The 17,323-nt window shown below is 28.5% G+C and carries 16 protein-coding genes and 1 pseudogene; 15 read left to right on the top strand and 2 right to left on the bottom strand.

Annotation, left to right across the window (positions count from 1 at the left end; translation table 11 throughout):
- The 10 genes from WFJ11_RS06880 to WFJ11_RS06835 all read left to right on the top strand — a co-directional run bounded on the left by WFJ11_RS06880 (nucleotide 1) and on the right by WFJ11_RS06835 (nucleotide 11,857).
- Nucleotides 1-1,062, top strand: coding sequence for a sugar-transfer associated ATP-grasp domain-containing protein (locus WFJ11_RS06880; protein WP_338817304.1), 1,062 nt, complete (start codon nucleotides 1-3; stop codon nucleotides 1,060-1,062).
- Nucleotides 1,063-1,071: 9 nt separating this feature from the next.
- Complete coding sequence (locus tag WFJ11_RS06875; RefSeq protein ID WP_338817302.1) at nucleotides 1,072-2,175, top strand: NAD/NADP octopine/nopaline dehydrogenase family protein; 1,104 nt, start codon at nucleotides 1,072-1,074, stop codon at nucleotides 2,173-2,175.
- 28 nt (nucleotides 2,176-2,203) lie between these two features.
- Nucleotides 2,204-2,758, top strand: coding sequence for an acyltransferase (locus tag WFJ11_RS06870; protein ID WP_218015457.1), 555 nt, complete (start codon nucleotides 2,204-2,206; stop codon nucleotides 2,756-2,758).
- Between the two features lie 16 nt (nucleotides 2,759-2,774).
- Nucleotides 2,775-3,764 carry a sugar-transfer associated ATP-grasp domain-containing protein gene (locus tag WFJ11_RS06865; protein ID WP_338817301.1) on the top strand — a complete coding sequence of 330 codons (990 nt, stop codon included), beginning with the start codon at nucleotides 2,775-2,777 and terminating at the stop codon, nucleotides 3,762-3,764.
- 14 nt (nucleotides 3,765-3,778) lie between these two features.
- The gene (locus tag WFJ11_RS06860; protein WP_338817300.1) at nucleotides 3,779-4,816 is read left to right on the top strand and encodes a threonine aldolase family protein; all 1,038 of its coding nucleotides are present in this window, start codon (nucleotides 3,779-3,781) and stop codon (nucleotides 4,814-4,816) included.
- On the top strand, nucleotides 4,800-6,101 hold the full coding sequence (locus tag WFJ11_RS06855; RefSeq protein ID WP_338817299.1) for an O-antigen ligase family protein: 1,302 nt from the start codon (nucleotides 4,800-4,802) through the stop codon (nucleotides 6,099-6,101). The genes WFJ11_RS06860 and WFJ11_RS06855 overlap by 17 nt, the downstream gene beginning before the upstream one ends.
- Complete coding sequence (locus tag WFJ11_RS06850; RefSeq protein ID WP_338817298.1) at nucleotides 6,077-7,480, top strand: oligosaccharide flippase family protein; 1,404 nt, start codon at nucleotides 6,077-6,079, stop codon at nucleotides 7,478-7,480. The genes WFJ11_RS06855 and WFJ11_RS06850 overlap by 25 nt, the downstream gene beginning before the upstream one ends.
- Nucleotides 7,481-7,626: 146 nt before the next feature.
- On the top strand, nucleotides 7,627-8,307 hold the full coding sequence (locus WFJ11_RS06845) for a response regulator transcription factor (protein WP_009354435.1): 681 nt from the start codon (nucleotides 7,627-7,629) through the stop codon (nucleotides 8,305-8,307).
- Nucleotides 8,297-9,511: a HAMP domain-containing sensor histidine kinase gene (locus WFJ11_RS06840; RefSeq protein WP_338817297.1), complete on the top strand. Its 1,215-nt coding sequence runs from the start codon at nucleotides 8,297-8,299 to the stop codon at nucleotides 9,509-9,511. Before WFJ11_RS06845 ends, WFJ11_RS06840 begins: the two co-directional genes overlap by 11 nt.
- Before the next feature lie 918 nt (nucleotides 9,512-10,429).
- On the top strand, nucleotides 10,430-11,857 hold the full coding sequence (locus WFJ11_RS06835; RefSeq protein WP_338817296.1) for a carbohydrate-binding domain-containing protein: 1,428 nt from the start codon (nucleotides 10,430-10,432) through the stop codon (nucleotides 11,855-11,857).
- A 78-nt stretch (nucleotides 11,858-11,935) separates the two neighbouring features.
- Here the strand turns inward: WFJ11_RS06835 and WFJ11_RS06830 are convergent, their stop codons facing one another.
- Both WFJ11_RS06830 and WFJ11_RS06825 read right to left on the bottom strand, forming a co-directional pair.
- The gene (locus tag WFJ11_RS06830; RefSeq protein WP_338817294.1) at nucleotides 11,936-12,340 is read right to left on the bottom strand and encodes a GNAT family N-acetyltransferase; all 405 of its coding nucleotides are present in this window, start codon (nucleotides 12,338-12,340) and stop codon (nucleotides 11,936-11,938) included.
- Between the two features lie 8 nt (nucleotides 12,341-12,348).
- Nucleotides 12,349-13,671, bottom strand: coding sequence for a PLP-dependent aminotransferase family protein (locus tag WFJ11_RS06825; RefSeq protein WP_338817293.1), 1,323 nt, complete (start codon nucleotides 13,669-13,671; stop codon nucleotides 12,349-12,351).
- A 96-nt stretch (nucleotides 13,672-13,767) separates the two neighbouring features.
- Here WFJ11_RS06825 and WFJ11_RS06820 point away from each other — a divergent pair, with 96 nt between their 5' ends.
- From WFJ11_RS06820 to WFJ11_RS06800, 5 genes and pseudogenes are all read left to right on the top strand, one after another.
- Nucleotides 13,768-14,319 (top strand): ECF transporter S component, encoded by a 552-nt coding sequence (locus WFJ11_RS06820; RefSeq protein ID WP_338817292.1) that lies wholly within the window; start codon nucleotides 13,768-13,770, stop codon nucleotides 14,317-14,319.
- On the top strand, nucleotides 14,320-15,105 hold the full coding sequence (locus tag WFJ11_RS06815; protein ID WP_338817291.1) for a bifunctional hydroxymethylpyrimidine kinase/phosphomethylpyrimidine kinase: 786 nt from the start codon (nucleotides 14,320-14,322) through the stop codon (nucleotides 15,103-15,105).
- 589 nt (nucleotides 15,106-15,694) lie between these two features.
- Nucleotides 15,695-15,985, top strand: coding sequence for a hypothetical protein (locus WFJ11_RS06810; protein ID WP_425334773.1), 291 nt, complete (start codon nucleotides 15,695-15,697; stop codon nucleotides 15,983-15,985).
- 18 nt (nucleotides 15,986-16,003) lie between these two features.
- Nucleotides 16,004-16,303 (top strand): annotated as a pseudogene (locus WFJ11_RS06805) (thioredoxin family protein); the annotation flags it as partial.
- Complete coding sequence (locus WFJ11_RS06800; RefSeq protein WP_338817290.1) at nucleotides 16,293-16,985, top strand: cytochrome c biogenesis CcdA family protein; 693 nt, start codon at nucleotides 16,293-16,295, stop codon at nucleotides 16,983-16,985. The pseudogene WFJ11_RS06805 and the gene WFJ11_RS06800, both read left to right, overlap by 11 nt.
- Nucleotides 16,986-17,323: the final 338 nt, after the last annotated feature.

Genomic DNA, 17,323 nt, shown 5'->3' with positions numbered 1-17,323 from the left:
ATGATTTTAATTTTTTTATGGAATCAACTTTTAGAAAACATAAAGCCAGAAAAGTCTGCAAAATTAAGATTAAAAAGGATGAATGGAGGATATGACTGTACAGAAGACTATAAAAAAATAGTCATACCTTATTGGAAAAAATATGGGCTAAAACCCGCCAAAATGTGGTATCAAATCTTTTGGGATAGAAGTCATGATTTAGATCCTAGATACATACCTGATGATTTATTTTATGGAGTTATAGTTCCGTATTTCAGTAACCCGCAATTTAGAAGATTTGGAGAAGATAAATGTCTTCATTCAGTTTGGTTTAGAGATATAAAAAGACCAAGAACAATTATAATGAATATAGCAAGTGTCTATTATGATGCCGATTTTAATCCGATAACTAAAGAAGAAGCGGTGGATATTTGCTTAAAAGAAAATAAATTTATGTTAAAACCGTCTATAGATAGCGGCGAAGGAAGACTTATAACTTTTTTTGATGAAAATAATATAAAAAGAGAAATTATTTCACAGGCTTTTGATGACCTTAAAGCAAATTTTATTGCTCAAGATTTTGTAAAACAGCATGCTCTTTTAAATGAATTAAATGAATCATCTCTAAATACAGTTAGAGTAATTTCATTTTTCTTTAAAGGAAAAGTTCATATACTCTCATCTATTTTGAGAATTGGAGCAAAAGGTGCTAGAGTTGACAATATTGGTGCAGGTGGATATGCTTGTGTAATTAATCCTGACGGAACACTTCAAGAAAAGGGAGTAAATAGAAAAGCTGAATGGATTGAAAAAACTGATGAAGGAATTGAATTTAAGGGTAGATTTGTACCTTCATTTGATAAGGTTATAGAAATAGTTAAAAATGAACATAGAAAATTAGCTCATTTTAAATTAATTGGTTGGGACTTTAGCATTGATGAAAGTGGAGATCCGGTTTTCATTGAATACAATGTTACACCAGGAGCTAATCAAATAACTTTTGGTCCTACATTTGGAGATTTAACAGATGAAGTATTAGAAGAAGTTTTTATAACAAAAACTTTACAATATAGTCAAAATTAGGAGGAATTTATGAAAGTAGCTGTTGTAGGTGCTGGCAATGGAGGCTGTGCAGTTGCAGGAGATATGGCATATAGAGGACTGGATGTTACTTTAATAAAGACATCTAATTCTATACATGATGACAATTTTAATTATCTTGAAAAAAATAATGGAAAAATGACTCTAATAGACTTTGGAGATGACGGTTGTATGAATCCTGATGAACAGGAAAAGGTAGAAAAAGTAGGTTATATTTCCAAAGTTACAAGAGATTTGTCTGAAATTTCAAAAATGGATATAGTTTTAATCTATATTCAAACTAATTATCATGAAGAGGTCATAAAAAGAGTATCTGAATATATAGTTGATGGACAAATCATTCTAATAAATCCTGGATATTTTTCAACAGCATATCTTTTAAAATATTGCAAAAAAGATATTACAATAGTTGAAGCGCAAAGCTCTTTTATTGACGGAAGAATAATTGAAAACGGGAAATTTAGAGTTGGTTTTAGAAATGTAAGAAATCCACTTGGAGTATATCCTGTGAAAAATTTAGAATATGCCAAAGAAAAACTGGAAAAATTAGGATTTCCTTTCCACTATTTAAAAAATGTAGCAGAAGCTGGATTGCATAATCCTAATATGATAGTACATACTATCGGCTCCGTCTTAAGTATTCCAATGATTGACTCTATGAAAGAAAATTTTTGCATGTATCACTATGCTTTTACAGAACATGTTTGGAACATTTTGGAAGCTTTGGATGATGAAAAAATGAATATTCTAGAAAAATTAGGTTTAAAAAGAATGTCCTATGTTGAAGCTTGTAAATTTAGAAATTCATTAGATGACAGTCAAGATGCAAAAGAAGTTTTCTTTGCTTATGCTTCTATGCCTACAAGAGCAAAGGCTCCGACAAATGTTAATTCTAGATATATAACTGAAGATGTTCCTCAAGGCTTGGTAATGTTAGAATCTTTAGGAAAATCTTTAGGAATAAAAACTCCGATAGCAACTTCTCTAATAGAAATTGCAAGTTCAGCTTTAGGTGTGGATATGAGAGCAAATGGAAGAACACCGGAAAGACTTGGAGAAGAAAATATTAAAAAAATATTAAATGATTGTTTATAAAAATTTTTAAAAATGAAAGTGAGTAGAAATGAGCTCCAGATATTTTATGATTTTAAGAACTCTTTTTATAAAATCACCAATGAAGAGAGTTGAATATTTGAAAAAACATAATGTTTTTAGAAAATGTGGAAATAGAGTGATGATAAATTCAAGAAAAATACCGTTGTATCCTAATTTAATTAGCATTGGAAATAATGTTTGGATTGCTTCAGGAGTTAATTTTGTTACTCATGATGTAATACATTACATGTTAAATGGACTTGGCAGAGGACAATTTACTGAAAAAGTAGGTTGTATAGATATAGGAGATAATGTATTTATCGGTTCTAATTCACAGATTATGTATGATGTAAAAATTGGAAATAATGTTGTAATAGCAGCAGGAAGTTGTGTTACTAAAGATATTCCGGATAATTCTGTTGTTGGAGGAGTACCTGCTAAAGTAATAGGAGATTTTGAATCTTTAGTTAAAAAACGTGCAGAATTTAAGCTAGAACATGAATTTAATAAGTCGAAACAAGAAATTTCTAAAGAATGTGAAGATGAAATTTGGGAACAATTTTATAAAATAAAAAATAAGTAAGGTATTGGGAAAAATTATGGAAAGAGAAAGTTTATTTAGTAAAATATCAAGATTTAATAGAGATATAACATCTAATTTACCAGAGGATATATCATTTTTTAAGAAGATAAGAGTTTTCTTTGATTTTGTTGTAGAATGGAAATTTCATGGAGTATATTTGCTCGACTATATTCAATATGGTTTTTATTGGAAGACAAAACCAGAAAGAAGAAAATATTTTGTTCATGGAAGATTAATAGAGATGATGCAAAGAGCAAATAATCCAGAACATAGATATATTTTTGACCAAAAACCTGAATTTGATAAGAAGTTTGCTGATTTTTTACAAAGAGATTGGATAGATACAAAAGATGCAAACTTATCAGACTTTATTAAATTTTTAGATGGTAAGGATACCTTTTTTGCAAAAGACCCTTGTGGAATGTTTGGTTTAGGAGTAAAGAAAGTTTCTGTTAGCGAGATAGAAGATGTAGAAAAATGCTTTGAGGAGTATAAAAAACAAAATATTCTTTGCGAAGAATCTTTAAATCAATGCAAGGAAATGTCTGATTTTAATGATACTTCTATAAATAGTATAAGAGTAGTTTCTTTTGTTAGAGCTAATGGTGAAGTTGAAATAATTGGTGCATTACTAAGAATTGGGAGGAAAGGTAAAATAGCGGATAATTTTCATCATATGGGAATTGCTTCTTATGTAGATCCAAAAACTGGAATAGTTTGTACTAAAGGTTTAGATAAAAATAATGATTGGCATATCTTCCATCCAGATTCAAATACTCAAATAGTAGGCTTCCAAGTTCCAATTTGGAATGAAGTTGTAGATACGATTAAAAGGGCTGCAAAAGTAGTTCTTGATATGAGATATATAGGTTGGGATGTTGTAATAACTAAGGATTATAAAGTAGAATTAGTTGAAGGGAATCCTGGTGCTGACCCAGATGCCGAACAAATTACTACTAAAGAGGGAAGATGGCCTTATTATAAACAATATTTGGATGAATTATAATTCGGAGGAATGTTATGATAAGTTTTGTTAACGATTATAGCAATGGGGCTTGTCCCGAAATTTTAGAAGTAATGATTAATAATAATTTTGAAAATAACAATCCTTATGGAAGAGATTATCATACTGAAAATGCTATAAAGTTGATTAGAGAAAAAATAAAAAATGAAAATGCCTATGTTCGTATTTTTTCTGGCGGAACTCAAACTAATTTGGTAGCAATTTGTGCTTTTTTACGTCCCCATGAAGCTGTTATAGCTGTAAAGACAGGACATATATGTGTTCATGAAACTGGTTCCATAGAAGCAACAGGACACAAGTGTATTGAAGTTACAGGAAAAGATGGGAAAGTAACAGTTGAAGATATTGAAAAAGCTTGTGGAGAGCAAAATTGGGACCATGCAGGAATACTAATTGTAAAACCTAAATTAGTTTACATAAGTCAAACGACTGAGGTAGGAACAGTTTATACAAAAGAAGAGCTTTATAATTTAAGAAAAGCTTGTGATAAACATAATTTGTATTTATATTGTGATGGGGCAAGGCTTGCAAGTGCACTTGATTGCTCTGATGTTACTTATGAGTTGCTAGCTGAATTATGTGATTCTTTTTATATAGGTGGAACAAAAAATGGGGCTTTATTTGGTGAAGCACTTGTAATAATTAATGATAGATTAAAAGAAGATTTTGGATATATTGCAAAGCAAAGAGGCGGAGTTTTAGCTAAAGGTTGGTTATTAGGATTACAATTTGAAAGACTAATGGAAGGTGACCTTTATAAGAATATTGGTGCTTATTCTAATAGATTAGCAATTAAGTTAAAAAAAGGGATTTTAGATTTAGGTTTGAAATCAAGAATTGAAAGCCCGTCTAACCAACAATTTTTTGTATTTCCTAATAAAATATTAGCTAAATTAAAAGATAAATTTGATTGGGAAACAATTGAGAAGATAGATTCAGAACATACTGAGATAAGATTAGTAACAAGTTGGTCTACAAAAGAAGAAGAAGTAGAACTATTTTTACAGGAGTTAAAAAATGCTTTTAAGTATTAGAGAAAGAAGATTACATTTTTCAATAACTAAAGAAAATTTTCCTAAATTATTGGTATTTTTATGGTTACTTAGCGACTTTTTTCTTACAGCAGCTAGATTTTTTCTTCATAGATTGAATATTGAAGGAAATCCTAGAGAAATTGTATTATTCGCAGTAGCTTCTTTTCCAATACTTTTATTAATAAGATATTATAGAGAAGATAAAGAGATATTAAAAGATAGTAAATTATTTTTCTTAATTTATATTTTTTCTGCATTGAGTTTTCTAATTAATTATGTATTTTTTCCTCAATATAGATATTTCTATTTTAGAAAAGAATATGGATTGTTAAGAGTTTTTAGACCGGATTCAGCTATTTATGCACTTTTGTTTTTTTCCATTTTAGATGATCCTAAAGATTTTTATAAAATAATTAAAAATTTTTCATATCTAAATTTCTTAAAGATATTTATTTCAGTTTATATTCCAAGACTTATTCGTGGATATTGGGTTGACGTAAACCATGTGGGAGCAAAGGTAACAAGATTATATAGTTTGAGTTTTGGATATACTTTGATTTTTCCTACAATAGTTTTTCTTTACGTTTATATGAAAGAAAAAAAACCAAAAGACTTGCTTTTAAGCATACTTTGTATAGGAATGATATTTTTTCAAGGCTCAAGAGGTGCATTGTTTTTACCAATATTATTTTTAATTTTTATGGCTATTTCTAATTCAATACATCTTGATAATAAAAGAAAAAGTTTGAAAAAAATAACTATAATAATTGGAGTTTTAGGACTTATATTTTTATTTAAAAATGAAATTTATGATTTTCTTATAAATACTTTCCAAAATCTTGGTTTGAAAACTAGAACTATAACAAAACTACTTGAATCAAGTATCACGGACGATAGTGGTAGAAATGAAATTTGGACATTAGTTAGAAAAGCAATAAAAGATAACTGGGTATTTGGTTATGGTGCATATGGAGATAGACCTTTTGTATTTCCTGAACACTTTGTAGGATATTCACATAATATAGTTTTAGAAATGGTATGTAGTTTTGGATTAGTAGGAGTTGGAATTCTAGTATTTTTATTAATTCAGACAATAAAGATGTTTTTATGTAAAGATAGACTTTGGAGAGAACTCTATATAGTATTCTTTACAGTTTCTTGCCAATTATTCTTATCTTTATCTTTCTGGTATGTAACAGAGTTTTGGATTATGATAGCTATTTTATATAAGTATTATAGAAACAATAAAAGGATGGAAGTATGTCAAAGGTTAAAGGAAATGTAGTTTTAAAATCAGGAATATGGTATACGATAAGCAATTTTCTTTTTAGATCGATTGCATTTATTACTGCACCAATTTTTTCCAGAGTTTTGAGCAAAGATGATTATGGACAATATAATAATATTGCGAGTTGGGTAGCTGTAATGTCTATCCTTTTTGCATGTGATATACATTCTTCTATAATTAGAGCAAAACTTGATTACGAAGAGGATTTGCCTAGTTATTCTTTTTCAGCTCTAGTTTTATCGAATATAATAACAATTTCTTTTTATATAGTTTTTTTGATTTTTGGTAATCAGATAAGTGCTTTTACAGGAATAGATAAAAAATATTTCCATATAATATTCTTATTTATTCTTTTTCAAGAGGCATTTTATAATTTCATAACAACTGAAAGAGCTTTTTATAGATATAAGGCATTTTCATTATTAACGGGTTTAATTGTAGTATCTACAAGTTTACTTTCCGTTTTCTTAGTTGTTCTTTGTAATAATAAATTAGATGGAAGAGTTTATGGTCAATACATTCCTTATGTAGTCATTGGACTATTTATGTATATTCTAATTGTTAAAAGAGGGAAGACTATAAAAAAATCGTATCTTAAATATGCTTTATTTTTTAGTTTACCTCTAGTGCCACATCAATTATCTTTGATTGTATTAGGTTCTTCTGATAGGATTATGCTTACCAAAATGGCAGGGACAGAGCATACTGCAATTTACAGTGTTGCTTATATAATTACTGTAATAATTTATGCTCTATTGGATTCAATGAACAAGGCATGGGCTCCTTGGGTTCTCGATAATTTAAAACAAGGTAATAAAAGATTAATAAAAAAATATTCAACTAAATATTTTGGACTGTTCTTTGTAATGATTGTTGGAATACTATTAGTTGCCCCTGAAGTTATGTTATTTTTAGGTGGAAAAAAGTATATTGAAGGTGTTGGTGTTTTACCGCCTTTGATTATTGGTTGTTTATTCCAATTCGCATATACAATGTTTGTTCAAGTAGAATTTTTTGAAAAGAAAATGAAAGTTGTTGCAATGGGAACTACAGTTGCAGCAATTGTTAATATTGTTTTGAATTATATTTTTATAGGAAAGTATGGCTATATTGCTGCAGGATATACGACTTTAGCAGGATATGTGGTATTATTTTTAATTCATTATAATACTATATGTAAATTGGGATATAAGAAGCTTTTTGATTTAAAGACAATTCTTACTTGTCTAGCAATTTCTTTTCCAATGATTTTAATTTTTGAGTTGATTTACAAAAATAATATTATTAGATATATTTTATTTGTAATATATATGATTTTGTTTGTATATATTTTATTTATAAACAAAAAGAGAATCAAGAAATTGTTGAGAGGATAAATATTTTTAAATTACAAAATTTGTACTGCACCTAAATCTTGAATTTAAGAAAATGGTGCAGTTTTTATATACTTGATTTTAAGTTGTTTTAAGGTTATACTGTTATAGTATAGAAAAAAAGTATAGAAAAAATACGGGGTGTTTTTATGAGGATTTTAATTTGTGAAGATGAAATTGATTTGGCAGATGGTCTTTGTGCTATTCTAAAAGGTAATAAGTATTCTGTTGACGTCGTTTATGATGGAGAAGAAGCTCTTACTTATTTGGAAGCGGAAAACTATGATGCTGTTGTTTTAGATATTATGATGCCGAAAGTTGATGGTATTACTGTTTTAAAAACTATAAGGGAAAATGGAAATAGTATTCCAGTTATTATGCTTACTGCAAAGTCTGAACTTGATGATAAGATTGTGGGACTTGATAGTGGAGCAGACGACTATCTTACTAAGCCTTTTGAAGTTAAGGAATTGCTCGCTAGACTTAGAGCAATAACTAGAAGAAAAGAAAATGTAACAGACAATGTTTTGACATTTGGAAATATTACTTTAAATAGAACTACTTTTGAATTGTCATCAGAAAAGGGCAATTACAAACTTACAAACAAAGAATTTCAAATGCTTGAAATGTTAATGTCAACACCTTCAAATATTATTTCAGCTGATACATTTATGGATAAAATATGGGGTTATGATACAGATTCTGATATAAGTGTCGTTTGGGTTTATATTTCATATCTTAGAAAGAAACTTGCAAAACTAGATGCAGATGTTGAGATAAAAGTAACTAGAAATGTTGGTTACTCTTTGGAGGCTATAAATGGAAAGTAAACTTAGAAAAAAGTTTATCTATTTTTCAGTTGGAATTATCTCCATTGTAGTTTTGGCAATTATGGCTTTTGTAAATATTGCTAACTTCTATAATCTTAAACATAGTTCAGATGAACTACTAAAAACATTAATTGAAAATAATGGAGTTATGCCAAGTTTTGCAGTAGTTAATGAAAATGCTGACGAAAAAAAGACACTATATCTTAAGAACTTTTCTAACAGATTTTTTACAGTTAGAACAGATAATCAAAAAAATATTGTAACAGTTAATACAGATGATGTTTTTTTTACAAGTGCTTCTGATGCTGTTGATTATGCAAAAACAGTTTTAGCAAAAGGAAAACATAGTGGCTATTACAAGGGTTTTAAATATATGGTTGAAAATACGGATAAGGGAAAGTTGATTGCCTTTGTAGATGTTGTAAAAGATTTTGATGTCTTTTATTCAAATCTTGGAAATAGTGTTATTATAAGCCTTTTAGTTTTAGGACTTGTTACATTCTTTTCATATGTTTTATCAAAAAAAGCTGTTGCACCTATGGTTCAAGCATATGAAAAGCAAAATGCTTTTATCACAGATGCAAGCCACGAGTTAAAAACACCGCTTGCTATAATAAAGACAAGTGCAGATGTGCTTGAAATGGAAGGTGGGGAGAGTAAGTGGACAGGAAATATTCATAAGCAGGTAAATAGATTAAATGGACTTATCGGTAATTTGATTTCACTTACTAAACTTGAAGAATCCGATGACTTAGATAAATTAGATTTTTCTTTTTCTGATGTGCTTAATGATTGTGTTACAGATGTAAAAGATTATGCTTTAAGTTTGGATAAAAATATAGTCACAGATATTGAAGATGGAATTTCTTTTAAAGGAAATGAAAAATTAATTAGACAGGTCATAGGAATTTTGCTTGATAATGCTATCAAATATGCAAAAGAAAATAGTGATATAAATGTAAGACTAACAAGGCAAAATAAAAAAATAGTATTTACTGTAGAAAATGAGGCAGACAATTTAGAAATTAAAAACTATAATATCCTATTCGAAAGATTTTACAGAACTGATAGTTCAAGAAATAGTAAAACTGGAGGATATGGAATTGGACTTTCTATCGCTCAATCAATTGTTTTAAAACATAAGGGAAAAATTTCTGCTGACAGTTTTGATGGAGAAAAAATTGTTTTTACAGTTAAATTATAAAAATTGAATAATATAGATTAGAGCTGTTAATAAATTAATGGCTCTTTTTTGTGTTTTCTTTAATATATAATTTTAAATAATTTTCTTCGAACTTTTAAATACATTTTGAAGTTTATTTACTTTTAACGTCTAGCTTTTAAACAAAGATATTTACATTATACGTCATTTCGACTGTAGCGAATCGAAATAGGGAAATCTCATTTTTTTATTAAAGTATAGTCAACTACAATCATTACATATATAATCACTGGGCTTTATGAGATCTCCAGAGTCATTGTACACAATGACTCCGTCAGACCTACTATTGCTTGTAAACAAGCAAAGTTAGGACTAGATTCACTTCATTCGTTTCACTCATTTCGGTCGAGATGACGTGTTGGGAAGATTCTCTTTGCCAAGAATTATGACGTGAGTTAATTGGTTTTTCAAATAATTCTTAATAATTCTTACCTTTTTTCGAACTTTTTAATACTTTTTGAAGATAATTTACCATTCACGTTCAGCTCTTAATCGAAGATTTCTCCAAATACGTCATTTTGACTGTGGCGAAGCGGAATGAATCTAGCCCTAACTTAGATTATTTACTTGTAAATAATCTATAGTAGGTCTGACACAAAGATTGTTCAAATCTTTGATTTGAGTACAATCGACTGTGAAAATCTCACACTTTTGCTTATGTAAAAGCAAAAGTGAAATGTATCGTAGATACATCAATTATTGTAGTCTAATTTGTATAATTTAATGTTTATGTTAATCTTCCTATCATATAATTTTCCTTGATACATCATTTTTTCTTACTCAAAAATATCTTTTAAAATAAAAATATATTTAAGGTTAATCAAAGGTTACTTTTGTAAAATGTAATTACAAAATATGAATAAGAATTTAATTGTGTTGAAATAGTATTAAGGAGGACATATGAAGGCTAATAAATTGGTAGTTGAATTATTCAGTTTGGCTATATTGTCTGGTTGTTTGGTAGCTTGTAGTAAACCTACAAAAGAAACCAATACACATTCGATGCAAAATATGAAAGTAAATAGAACTAATTCAAATGCCAAGTCAAATATTTTTGCTGATGATGATTATGATGCGATGGTCGATGAAAAAAATAGTACAATTTTGAATTTAAGTGATATTTCTAAAATAAAAGGAGAAAATGTAAGTGTTTCTGGAAATGTTATAACTATTTCTGCAGGAGGAACTTATATTTTAACCGGTAAACTCGATGATGGTCAAATTGTAGTTAATGCAAAAAGTAATGATAAAGTAAAACTTGTCTTGAAGGGAGTTGATCTTTCTTCATCTAAAGGAAGTCCTATTTTAGTTGAAAATGCTAAAAAGACTATTATTACTCTAGCATCAGACACTAATAATAAATTGGAACTAAAAGGTGAATATAATAAAGAGGACAACAAGGATTCAGTTATTTTTTCAAAGAGTGATTTAAGTTTTAACGGTACAGGAATTTTAAATCTTTTCTCACCTTATGGTAGAGGAATTGTATCTCAAGATAAGGTAGTCTTTGTAGATGGAAAGTATGCAATGGATACTGCTGGAAATACTGTAAGTGCTAATAATTCTGTAGCAATAGCCGATGGTAAATATGATATTAAGTCTGGCGAGAAAGGTACAGGATTAAAAGCTTCTGGAGATGGTAATAAAGGCAGAGTATATATTGCAAATGGAAAATTTAAGATTTCCGCTGGAAAAGACGGAATAAATTCAAATTCAAAAGTTACAATAAACAATGGAAATATAAATATAAAAAGTGGAGATAACGGCATCGAAAGCGAAAATATAGACATAAGAGGCGGAAACACACAGGTTGTTTCGAAAGATGATGGCATATTTGCAAGTAGCAAAAAAGATACTGAGCCAGATTCTCTACATATACAAATAAGTGGTGGAAAAGTTAGTGTTTATTCCGAAAAAAATGGATTAAATTCTAAGGGTGATATTTCCGTAACTGGAGGAGAAACTATTGTAGAAAGTTCAAATAACAGCGAAAATTCAGTACTGAATTATGAAGGCTCTGCTAAAATAAGTGGAGGAACTTTTGTAGGTGCTGGAAATTCTTCAACAGTTAAAAGTTTTGGAGATTCTTCAACTCAGGGAAGTATGTTGATGAAATTTGACAAAAAAACTAAAGAAAATCTGAAAGTTTTGGATGAATCAGGAAAAACCTTAACAGAATATAAACCAAAATCGGAATATCAAACTGTTATAGTGAGTACAAAAGGGATAAAAGAAAATAATAAATATACTTTAGTGGCAGGGAATCAGACTTTAGACGTTTTCTTAGATAAGATAAATTATAAATCTGCCGAACTTGTTGAAAAATAATTGAAATAGATGGAAAAAGTAACTGATGATTGTAAAAAGCTGTGAAAAAATTCACAGCTTTTTTAATGGAAAATAAAACTATCTAATATATGAAATCATATCTTTTTCTTCAATCCTAACCATTTTCATAGACTTGTAAAATTCATTATCTCTAATATCGTGAATATCTGTAAAAAGGCAAAAAGTTCTAACATCTTTATATTTATCTGAAACATACTTAAATAGTTTTGTTCCAATTCCTTGCCTATAGTAATCAGAATCTACAATCAAGTCTTGAATAAGTAATATGTGTTCGCCATCTCCAACACAACGAATAAATGCAATTAATTTATCATTCTCAAAAGCACCTAAAAGATAAAGTGAATTTTTAAAAGCTCTTTTTAGTTTTTCATCATCTTTTAGATATGCAGACCAGTTTGCAGATTTAAAGATTCTCTTTATTTCTTCAAAATACTTATTATAATCAAACTCCTTAAATTCCATAAAACCTCCTATATTTCTAGGAATAATTTAATCCCCTCTTTTAATTTTTCGTCACTAAGTGTTGCAAAACCTAATAAAATTGAAGGTATTTCTCTTTTTGTTCCATAAGAGCCAAGTCCATAAACTTTTATCTTTTTTTCTTTTGCTTTTTTTATAATATGTTCTTCTGAATAAGTTTTTGGATATTCTAAAACAATATGAAGCCCCGCATCTGCACCTCTTATAGTGATATCTTTTCTTTCGTTTAACATATCCATTAATAGTTGTCGTTTTTTAGAGTAGATTTTTCTCATTCTGTTAAGATGTTTTTCAAACTCCCCAGACTCTATAAAAGTTGTAAGCATTTTTTGCACCATAATTGAAACGGGACAGATGAAAAATTTGAAAATTTTATTATATTTTTCAACCAAATCGAATGGTAAAACCATAAAACTCACTCTAAAGCTTGGAGAGATTGACTTTGAAAAAGAGCCAATATAAATCACTTTATCATTCACATCAATTGATTTTAATGCTGGAACGGGTCTTTTTGAATACTTAAATTCACTGTCATAGTCGTCCTCGATTACATATTTTATCCTTTTCATATTCAAGAGTTCAACACGTCTTTGCATATTCATTATAACACCGGTTGGAAATTGATGAGCTGGAGTAATAACACAAAAATCTGACTTTGATTTTTTTAATTTTGTTAAATTCATTCCATTTTCATCTACTGATATAAATTCATAATTTATATCATTTGTATCCATGATATTGGAAAGCATGTTGTATCCTGGGTCTTCAATTCCAAATTTTCCCGAAATCAATTTAAAAATAATTTGGAAAAGATATTCAGATCCGCTTGAAATTACAATTTGTGAAGGGTCGGCCTTAAAACCTCTTGATTTATCAAGATATTCTGAAATTTGTGTTCTAAGTGGAAGATAACCTTGATAATCAACTTTCTCTAAAATATCTTTATTGTCGAAAATATTTGAAGATATTTTTTTGAATATCTTATAAGGAAATTCTTCACTTACACCACTGTATGAGAAATCATATTCGATATTTTCTTCTTCTTTTGTTATGTGAATTGGCTTGCTATCTAAGACATAAAGCTCTCCAACATCAGAAACAAAAAAACCCTGTCTTTCTTTCGAGTAAATAAATCCTTCTTCCAAGAGTTTTGAATAGGCGTTATCCACGGTATTTAAAGAGATATTATACTCTTTTGCAAGATTTCTCTTGCTAGGAAGTTTTTTATTAGCTTTGTAAGTTCCATTAATTATCTCGTTTTTAAAATACTCATATATTTGCATATAGAGTACACCATTATTTAATATTAACATTCTGACACCATAAAAAAATATTATTTTGATACTACAAACAGTATCAATATCTATATTATACTATATTTGATTAGAATTAACAAAGGAGCAATTTATATGGAAAACAAATTAAGTATTAAAAAAATAACATTAATAGGAGTAATGGCAGCGGTTGTTTTTGTAGCTTCACAAATCCAAATCCAAATACCACTTGGAGCAAGTGCAACTAGAGTACATATCGGAAATGGATTTTGCCTATTATGTGGACTTTTATTAGGACCTCTTGCAGGCGGTCTTGCATCTGGTATGGGCTCAGCAATTTTTGATTTAATAAATCCAATTTATCTACCTTCTGCACCATTTACATTTACATTTAAATTTTTAATGGCTTTCATATGTGGTAAAATCGCATACTCAAACGGAGCAAAAGCAGAAGACTTTAAGAAAAATTTAATAGGTTCAATAACAGGAGCTGTCACTTATGTAATTTTATATTTATCTAAAAGTTATATATCTGATATTTATGTTAAAGGATTACCACAAGCAGGAGCAATTGCAAAAGGGCTACAAAGATTATGGGCTTCATCAGTTAATGCAGTCGTTGGAGTTTTAATTGCTGTTATATTGGTAAAGGCTTTAAAGCCAATTTTGAAAAAGAGTATAAGATAAATGAGAATTTTAGTATTTAATGACTACTGTGTAGTTGGAAATATGGCATTAAAAGCAAATATTTCAGTATTAACACAAAATGGTCATGAAGTGTTTGGAGTTCCAACCAAAATATTCTCATCTAATATGAGTTATAAGGATTATATCAGTTTTAATATTCCAAATTTCTCTGAAATAGTTCAAAAAGTCATTGAAATTAAGAAAGTTGATGCAATTTATATTGGATTTATTGATAATGATGAAGTTTTTGTAATAATAAAAGAAATTTTACAAAATTTTAAAGGGAAAGTCATTTTAGATCCAATACTTGGAGATAATGGAGTAAAATATTCTGGTACAACAGTCAAACAAATAGCTTTTTATAGAGAACTTTTGAATTTTGCAGATATAGTAACACCAAATCTCACAGAGGCTATTTTATTAACAGAATACAACAAAATATTTTCTGAAATAGAAAGAAAAGATATAGAAAAAATTGCAAAAAAACTATCTGAAATGGGATCAAAACGAATTTTAATCAAAAGTTTTGAAGAAAAGAATAAACTTAATACTCTGTATTTTTGCGAAAACTCGATAAAATGGTTTGAAAGTGAAAAAATTGATATAAAAATTTGTGGAACGGGTGATGTATTTTCTTCACTTGTAGCAAGTGAGTTGATAAGAGGAGAGAAATTAGAAAATTCAATCGATAAAATCCAAAATTTAATAACTGAAAATATTAGAAAACAAGAAAAACAAGATGGATTAAATGAAATACAATTAGAAAACTTTAAAATAGGCGGATAGCCTATTTTTTGTTTGGAAAAACTACCAAAATTTAATTAAATATTGGATTTTTGTAGTTTATGTATCTGCGATACATTTACTTTTGCTTGTAAACAAGCAAAACTATGAGATCTCTCCACTTCATTCGTTTCACTCATTTCGGTCGAGATGACGTGTTGGGAAGATTTTCTTTTCCAAGTGATATGACGTGAATTATTTAGTTTATTTATATTTTTAAAATACTATGATGTAGATTTTTATTTGTTCTACTATAGTTATAAAGACAATTTGAAGTTTATTTACTGTTAACGTTTAGCTATGAAACGAAGATATTTTCTTATACGTCATCTCGACCGGAGTGAAACGGAGTGGAGAGATCTCCTAAGGCTCCGTGCTATCAAAACAAAAGTAGGTCTGACGGAGTCATTGTGTACAATGATACAATATCTCCTAAATATCCCTGCTTGCAAATAATCAAATAAAATTTCTACAGTCATATGAACTAAATTTAAAGAAAATAGAAAATTTTTTATCATACTTCTTCTTGATTATGATTATTCATTTTTATTAGAGGGTATAATTTTATCAAATTCTAAAAGGAGAGAGAACTATGAAAAAGAAGATTGCAGTTTTATGCTCAGTGTTCGTTATAGTTTTTGGAATTTTCATTTTTAAAAACTTTTATATGAATAAAAACAATAAAGATGATAGTAATGAAAACTCCAAAAATAATGCTATCACAGAAAACAAATCTAATAACAATAACAATAAAAATGATAGTAGTAACGACAACAAAAACAGTTCAGATTCTAAAAACTCTAATTCAGATGAGAATCTAACTTTAGAAAGTCTAAAAAGTCAAAAAAAAGTAATGATTTTAGACTTTAGCCAAAATGGATGACATGCTTGTGCTGTTCAGCACCCAGTTTTGGAAAAACTGAGAAAAGAATATAAAGATAAAGTAATAATAAAAACTATTGACCTTAGAAAACAACAAGCATTTGCATCACAATTTCCTGTAAGAGTAACACCTACTTTATTTTACTTCAATGCAGATGGAACACCTTATGAAGCAAAGGGAGATTTGGCGAAGAAAATAAGTTATGTTGCTTATGAAGATAAGAAAACTGGCGAGTTAAAATTTGGTGGATCAGAAGGTGTTGTTAAGTATGAAGAATTAAAGCAAGTTATTGAGGAGATGTTGAAGAATGTTAAATAATTTAGAGAATATCATTGGAGAAGGATTGAAATCTTTTGGTATCTTAGCTCCAATCCTCGCATTACTTGGAGGAATACTAACTTCTATTTCACCTTGCTCACTTGCATCAATTCCTTTGATTATTGGTTTTATGACTGGTACAAAAGAAGATGACACTAAAAGAGCTTTTAAAATTTCTGTTGTATTCGCCATTGGAATGGCAATAACTTATACAACTTTAGGTGTTTTAGCAGCTTTACTTAGTAAGATTTTTAATCAATCAGGACAACTTTGGAATATATTTTTAGGAGTTGTTATGATTTTAATGGCATTACAAACATGGGAGATAATAAATGTAGTTCCAAGTAAAATTTTGACTAATAAAAGTAAAAAGACTGGATATATAGGAGCCTTGGTAGTTGGAATAATGGCAGGTTTGTTTTCAAGTCCTTGTTCAACTCCAATTTTAGTTGCATTACTTGCGATTGTTGCTTCGAAAGGAAGTTTACTTTGGGGAGTATTACTATTCTTGCTATATTCAATAGGTAACAGTATTTTAGTAATTATTGCAGGAACAAGTACAGGATTTGTAGGAAAAGTAATGTCAAATAAATCTTACGGAAAAATTTCTGATATTGTAAAAATAGTTTTTGGAATAATAATTTTACTTATAGGTCTATATTTCTTATATTTAGGCTTTTAATTAAAAATTTTAGGATAAAATTAATTCACCCTTCTGCGATGTTTGTGTTGGATGGGTTTTTGGGAACTTTTTTGTTCTACAAAAATTAGAACTTAGTAAAAACTAAGTTCTTTTTTATGGTTTTTATATATAAATTATTAAAAATACATGATTTCAAACGATTTAAGCCTTAAAAATGTAGACATTTGTTGTTATTTGTGATAAAATATAAGAGGTAACATTTTTTATTAAATATTATTTAGAATGTTAGAAAATTTTTGAGATTTTTAAAAATTATAGTTAAAAAGCAATTATTAAAAAAACATTTCTTATGGAAAGGGGATTGAATAGTGAAGAAA

Source organism: Parvimonas micra (genome assembly GCF_037482165.1).
Lineage (GTDB): Bacteria > Bacillota > Clostridia > Tissierellales > Peptoniphilaceae > Parvimonas.
Note: the sequence above shows the minus strand (reverse complement) of the source record. Positions and strands in the feature narration are given on the sequence as shown.

Coding starts and splice junctions, on each gene's coding strand:
- WFJ11_RS06880 (WP_338817304.1), top strand. CDS start 1: ATGATTTTAATTTTTTTATGGAATCAACTTTTAGAAAACATAAAGCCA.
- WFJ11_RS06875 (WP_338817302.1), top strand. CDS start 1,072: ATGAAAGTAGCTGTTGTAGGTGCTGGCAATGGAGGCTGTGCAGTTGCA.
- WFJ11_RS06870 (WP_218015457.1), top strand. CDS start 2,204: ATGAGCTCCAGATATTTTATGATTTTAAGAACTCTTTTTATAAAATCA.
- WFJ11_RS06865 (WP_338817301.1), top strand. CDS start 2,775: ATGGAAAGAGAAAGTTTATTTAGTAAAATATCAAGATTTAATAGAGAT.
- WFJ11_RS06860 (WP_338817300.1), top strand. CDS start 3,779: ATGATAAGTTTTGTTAACGATTATAGCAATGGGGCTTGTCCCGAAATT.
- WFJ11_RS06855 (WP_338817299.1), top strand. CDS start 4,800: ATGCTTTTAAGTATTAGAGAAAGAAGATTACATTTTTCAATAACTAAA.
- WFJ11_RS06850 (WP_338817298.1), top strand. CDS start 6,077: ATGTCAAAGGTTAAAGGAAATGTAGTTTTAAAATCAGGAATATGGTAT.
- WFJ11_RS06845 (WP_009354435.1), top strand. CDS start 7,627: ATGAGGATTTTAATTTGTGAAGATGAAATTGATTTGGCAGATGGTCTT.
- WFJ11_RS06840 (WP_338817297.1), top strand. CDS start 8,297: ATGGAAAGTAAACTTAGAAAAAAGTTTATCTATTTTTCAGTTGGAATT.
- WFJ11_RS06835 (WP_338817296.1), top strand. CDS start 10,430: ATGAAGGCTAATAAATTGGTAGTTGAATTATTCAGTTTGGCTATATTG.
- WFJ11_RS06830 (WP_338817294.1), bottom strand. CDS start 12,340: ATGGAATTTAAGGAGTTTGATTATAATAAGTATTTTGAAGAAATAAAG.
- WFJ11_RS06825 (WP_338817293.1), bottom strand. CDS start 13,671: ATGTTAATATTAAATAATGGTGTACTCTATATGCAAATATATGAGTAT.
- WFJ11_RS06820 (WP_338817292.1), top strand. CDS start 13,768: ATGGAAAACAAATTAAGTATTAAAAAAATAACATTAATAGGAGTAATG.
- WFJ11_RS06815 (WP_338817291.1), top strand. CDS start 14,320: ATGAGAATTTTAGTATTTAATGACTACTGTGTAGTTGGAAATATGGCA.
- WFJ11_RS06810 (WP_425334773.1), top strand. CDS start 15,695: ATGAAAAAGAAGATTGCAGTTTTATGCTCAGTGTTCGTTATAGTTTTT.
- WFJ11_RS06800 (WP_338817290.1), top strand. CDS start 16,293: ATGTTAAATAATTTAGAGAATATCATTGGAGAAGGATTGAAATCTTTT.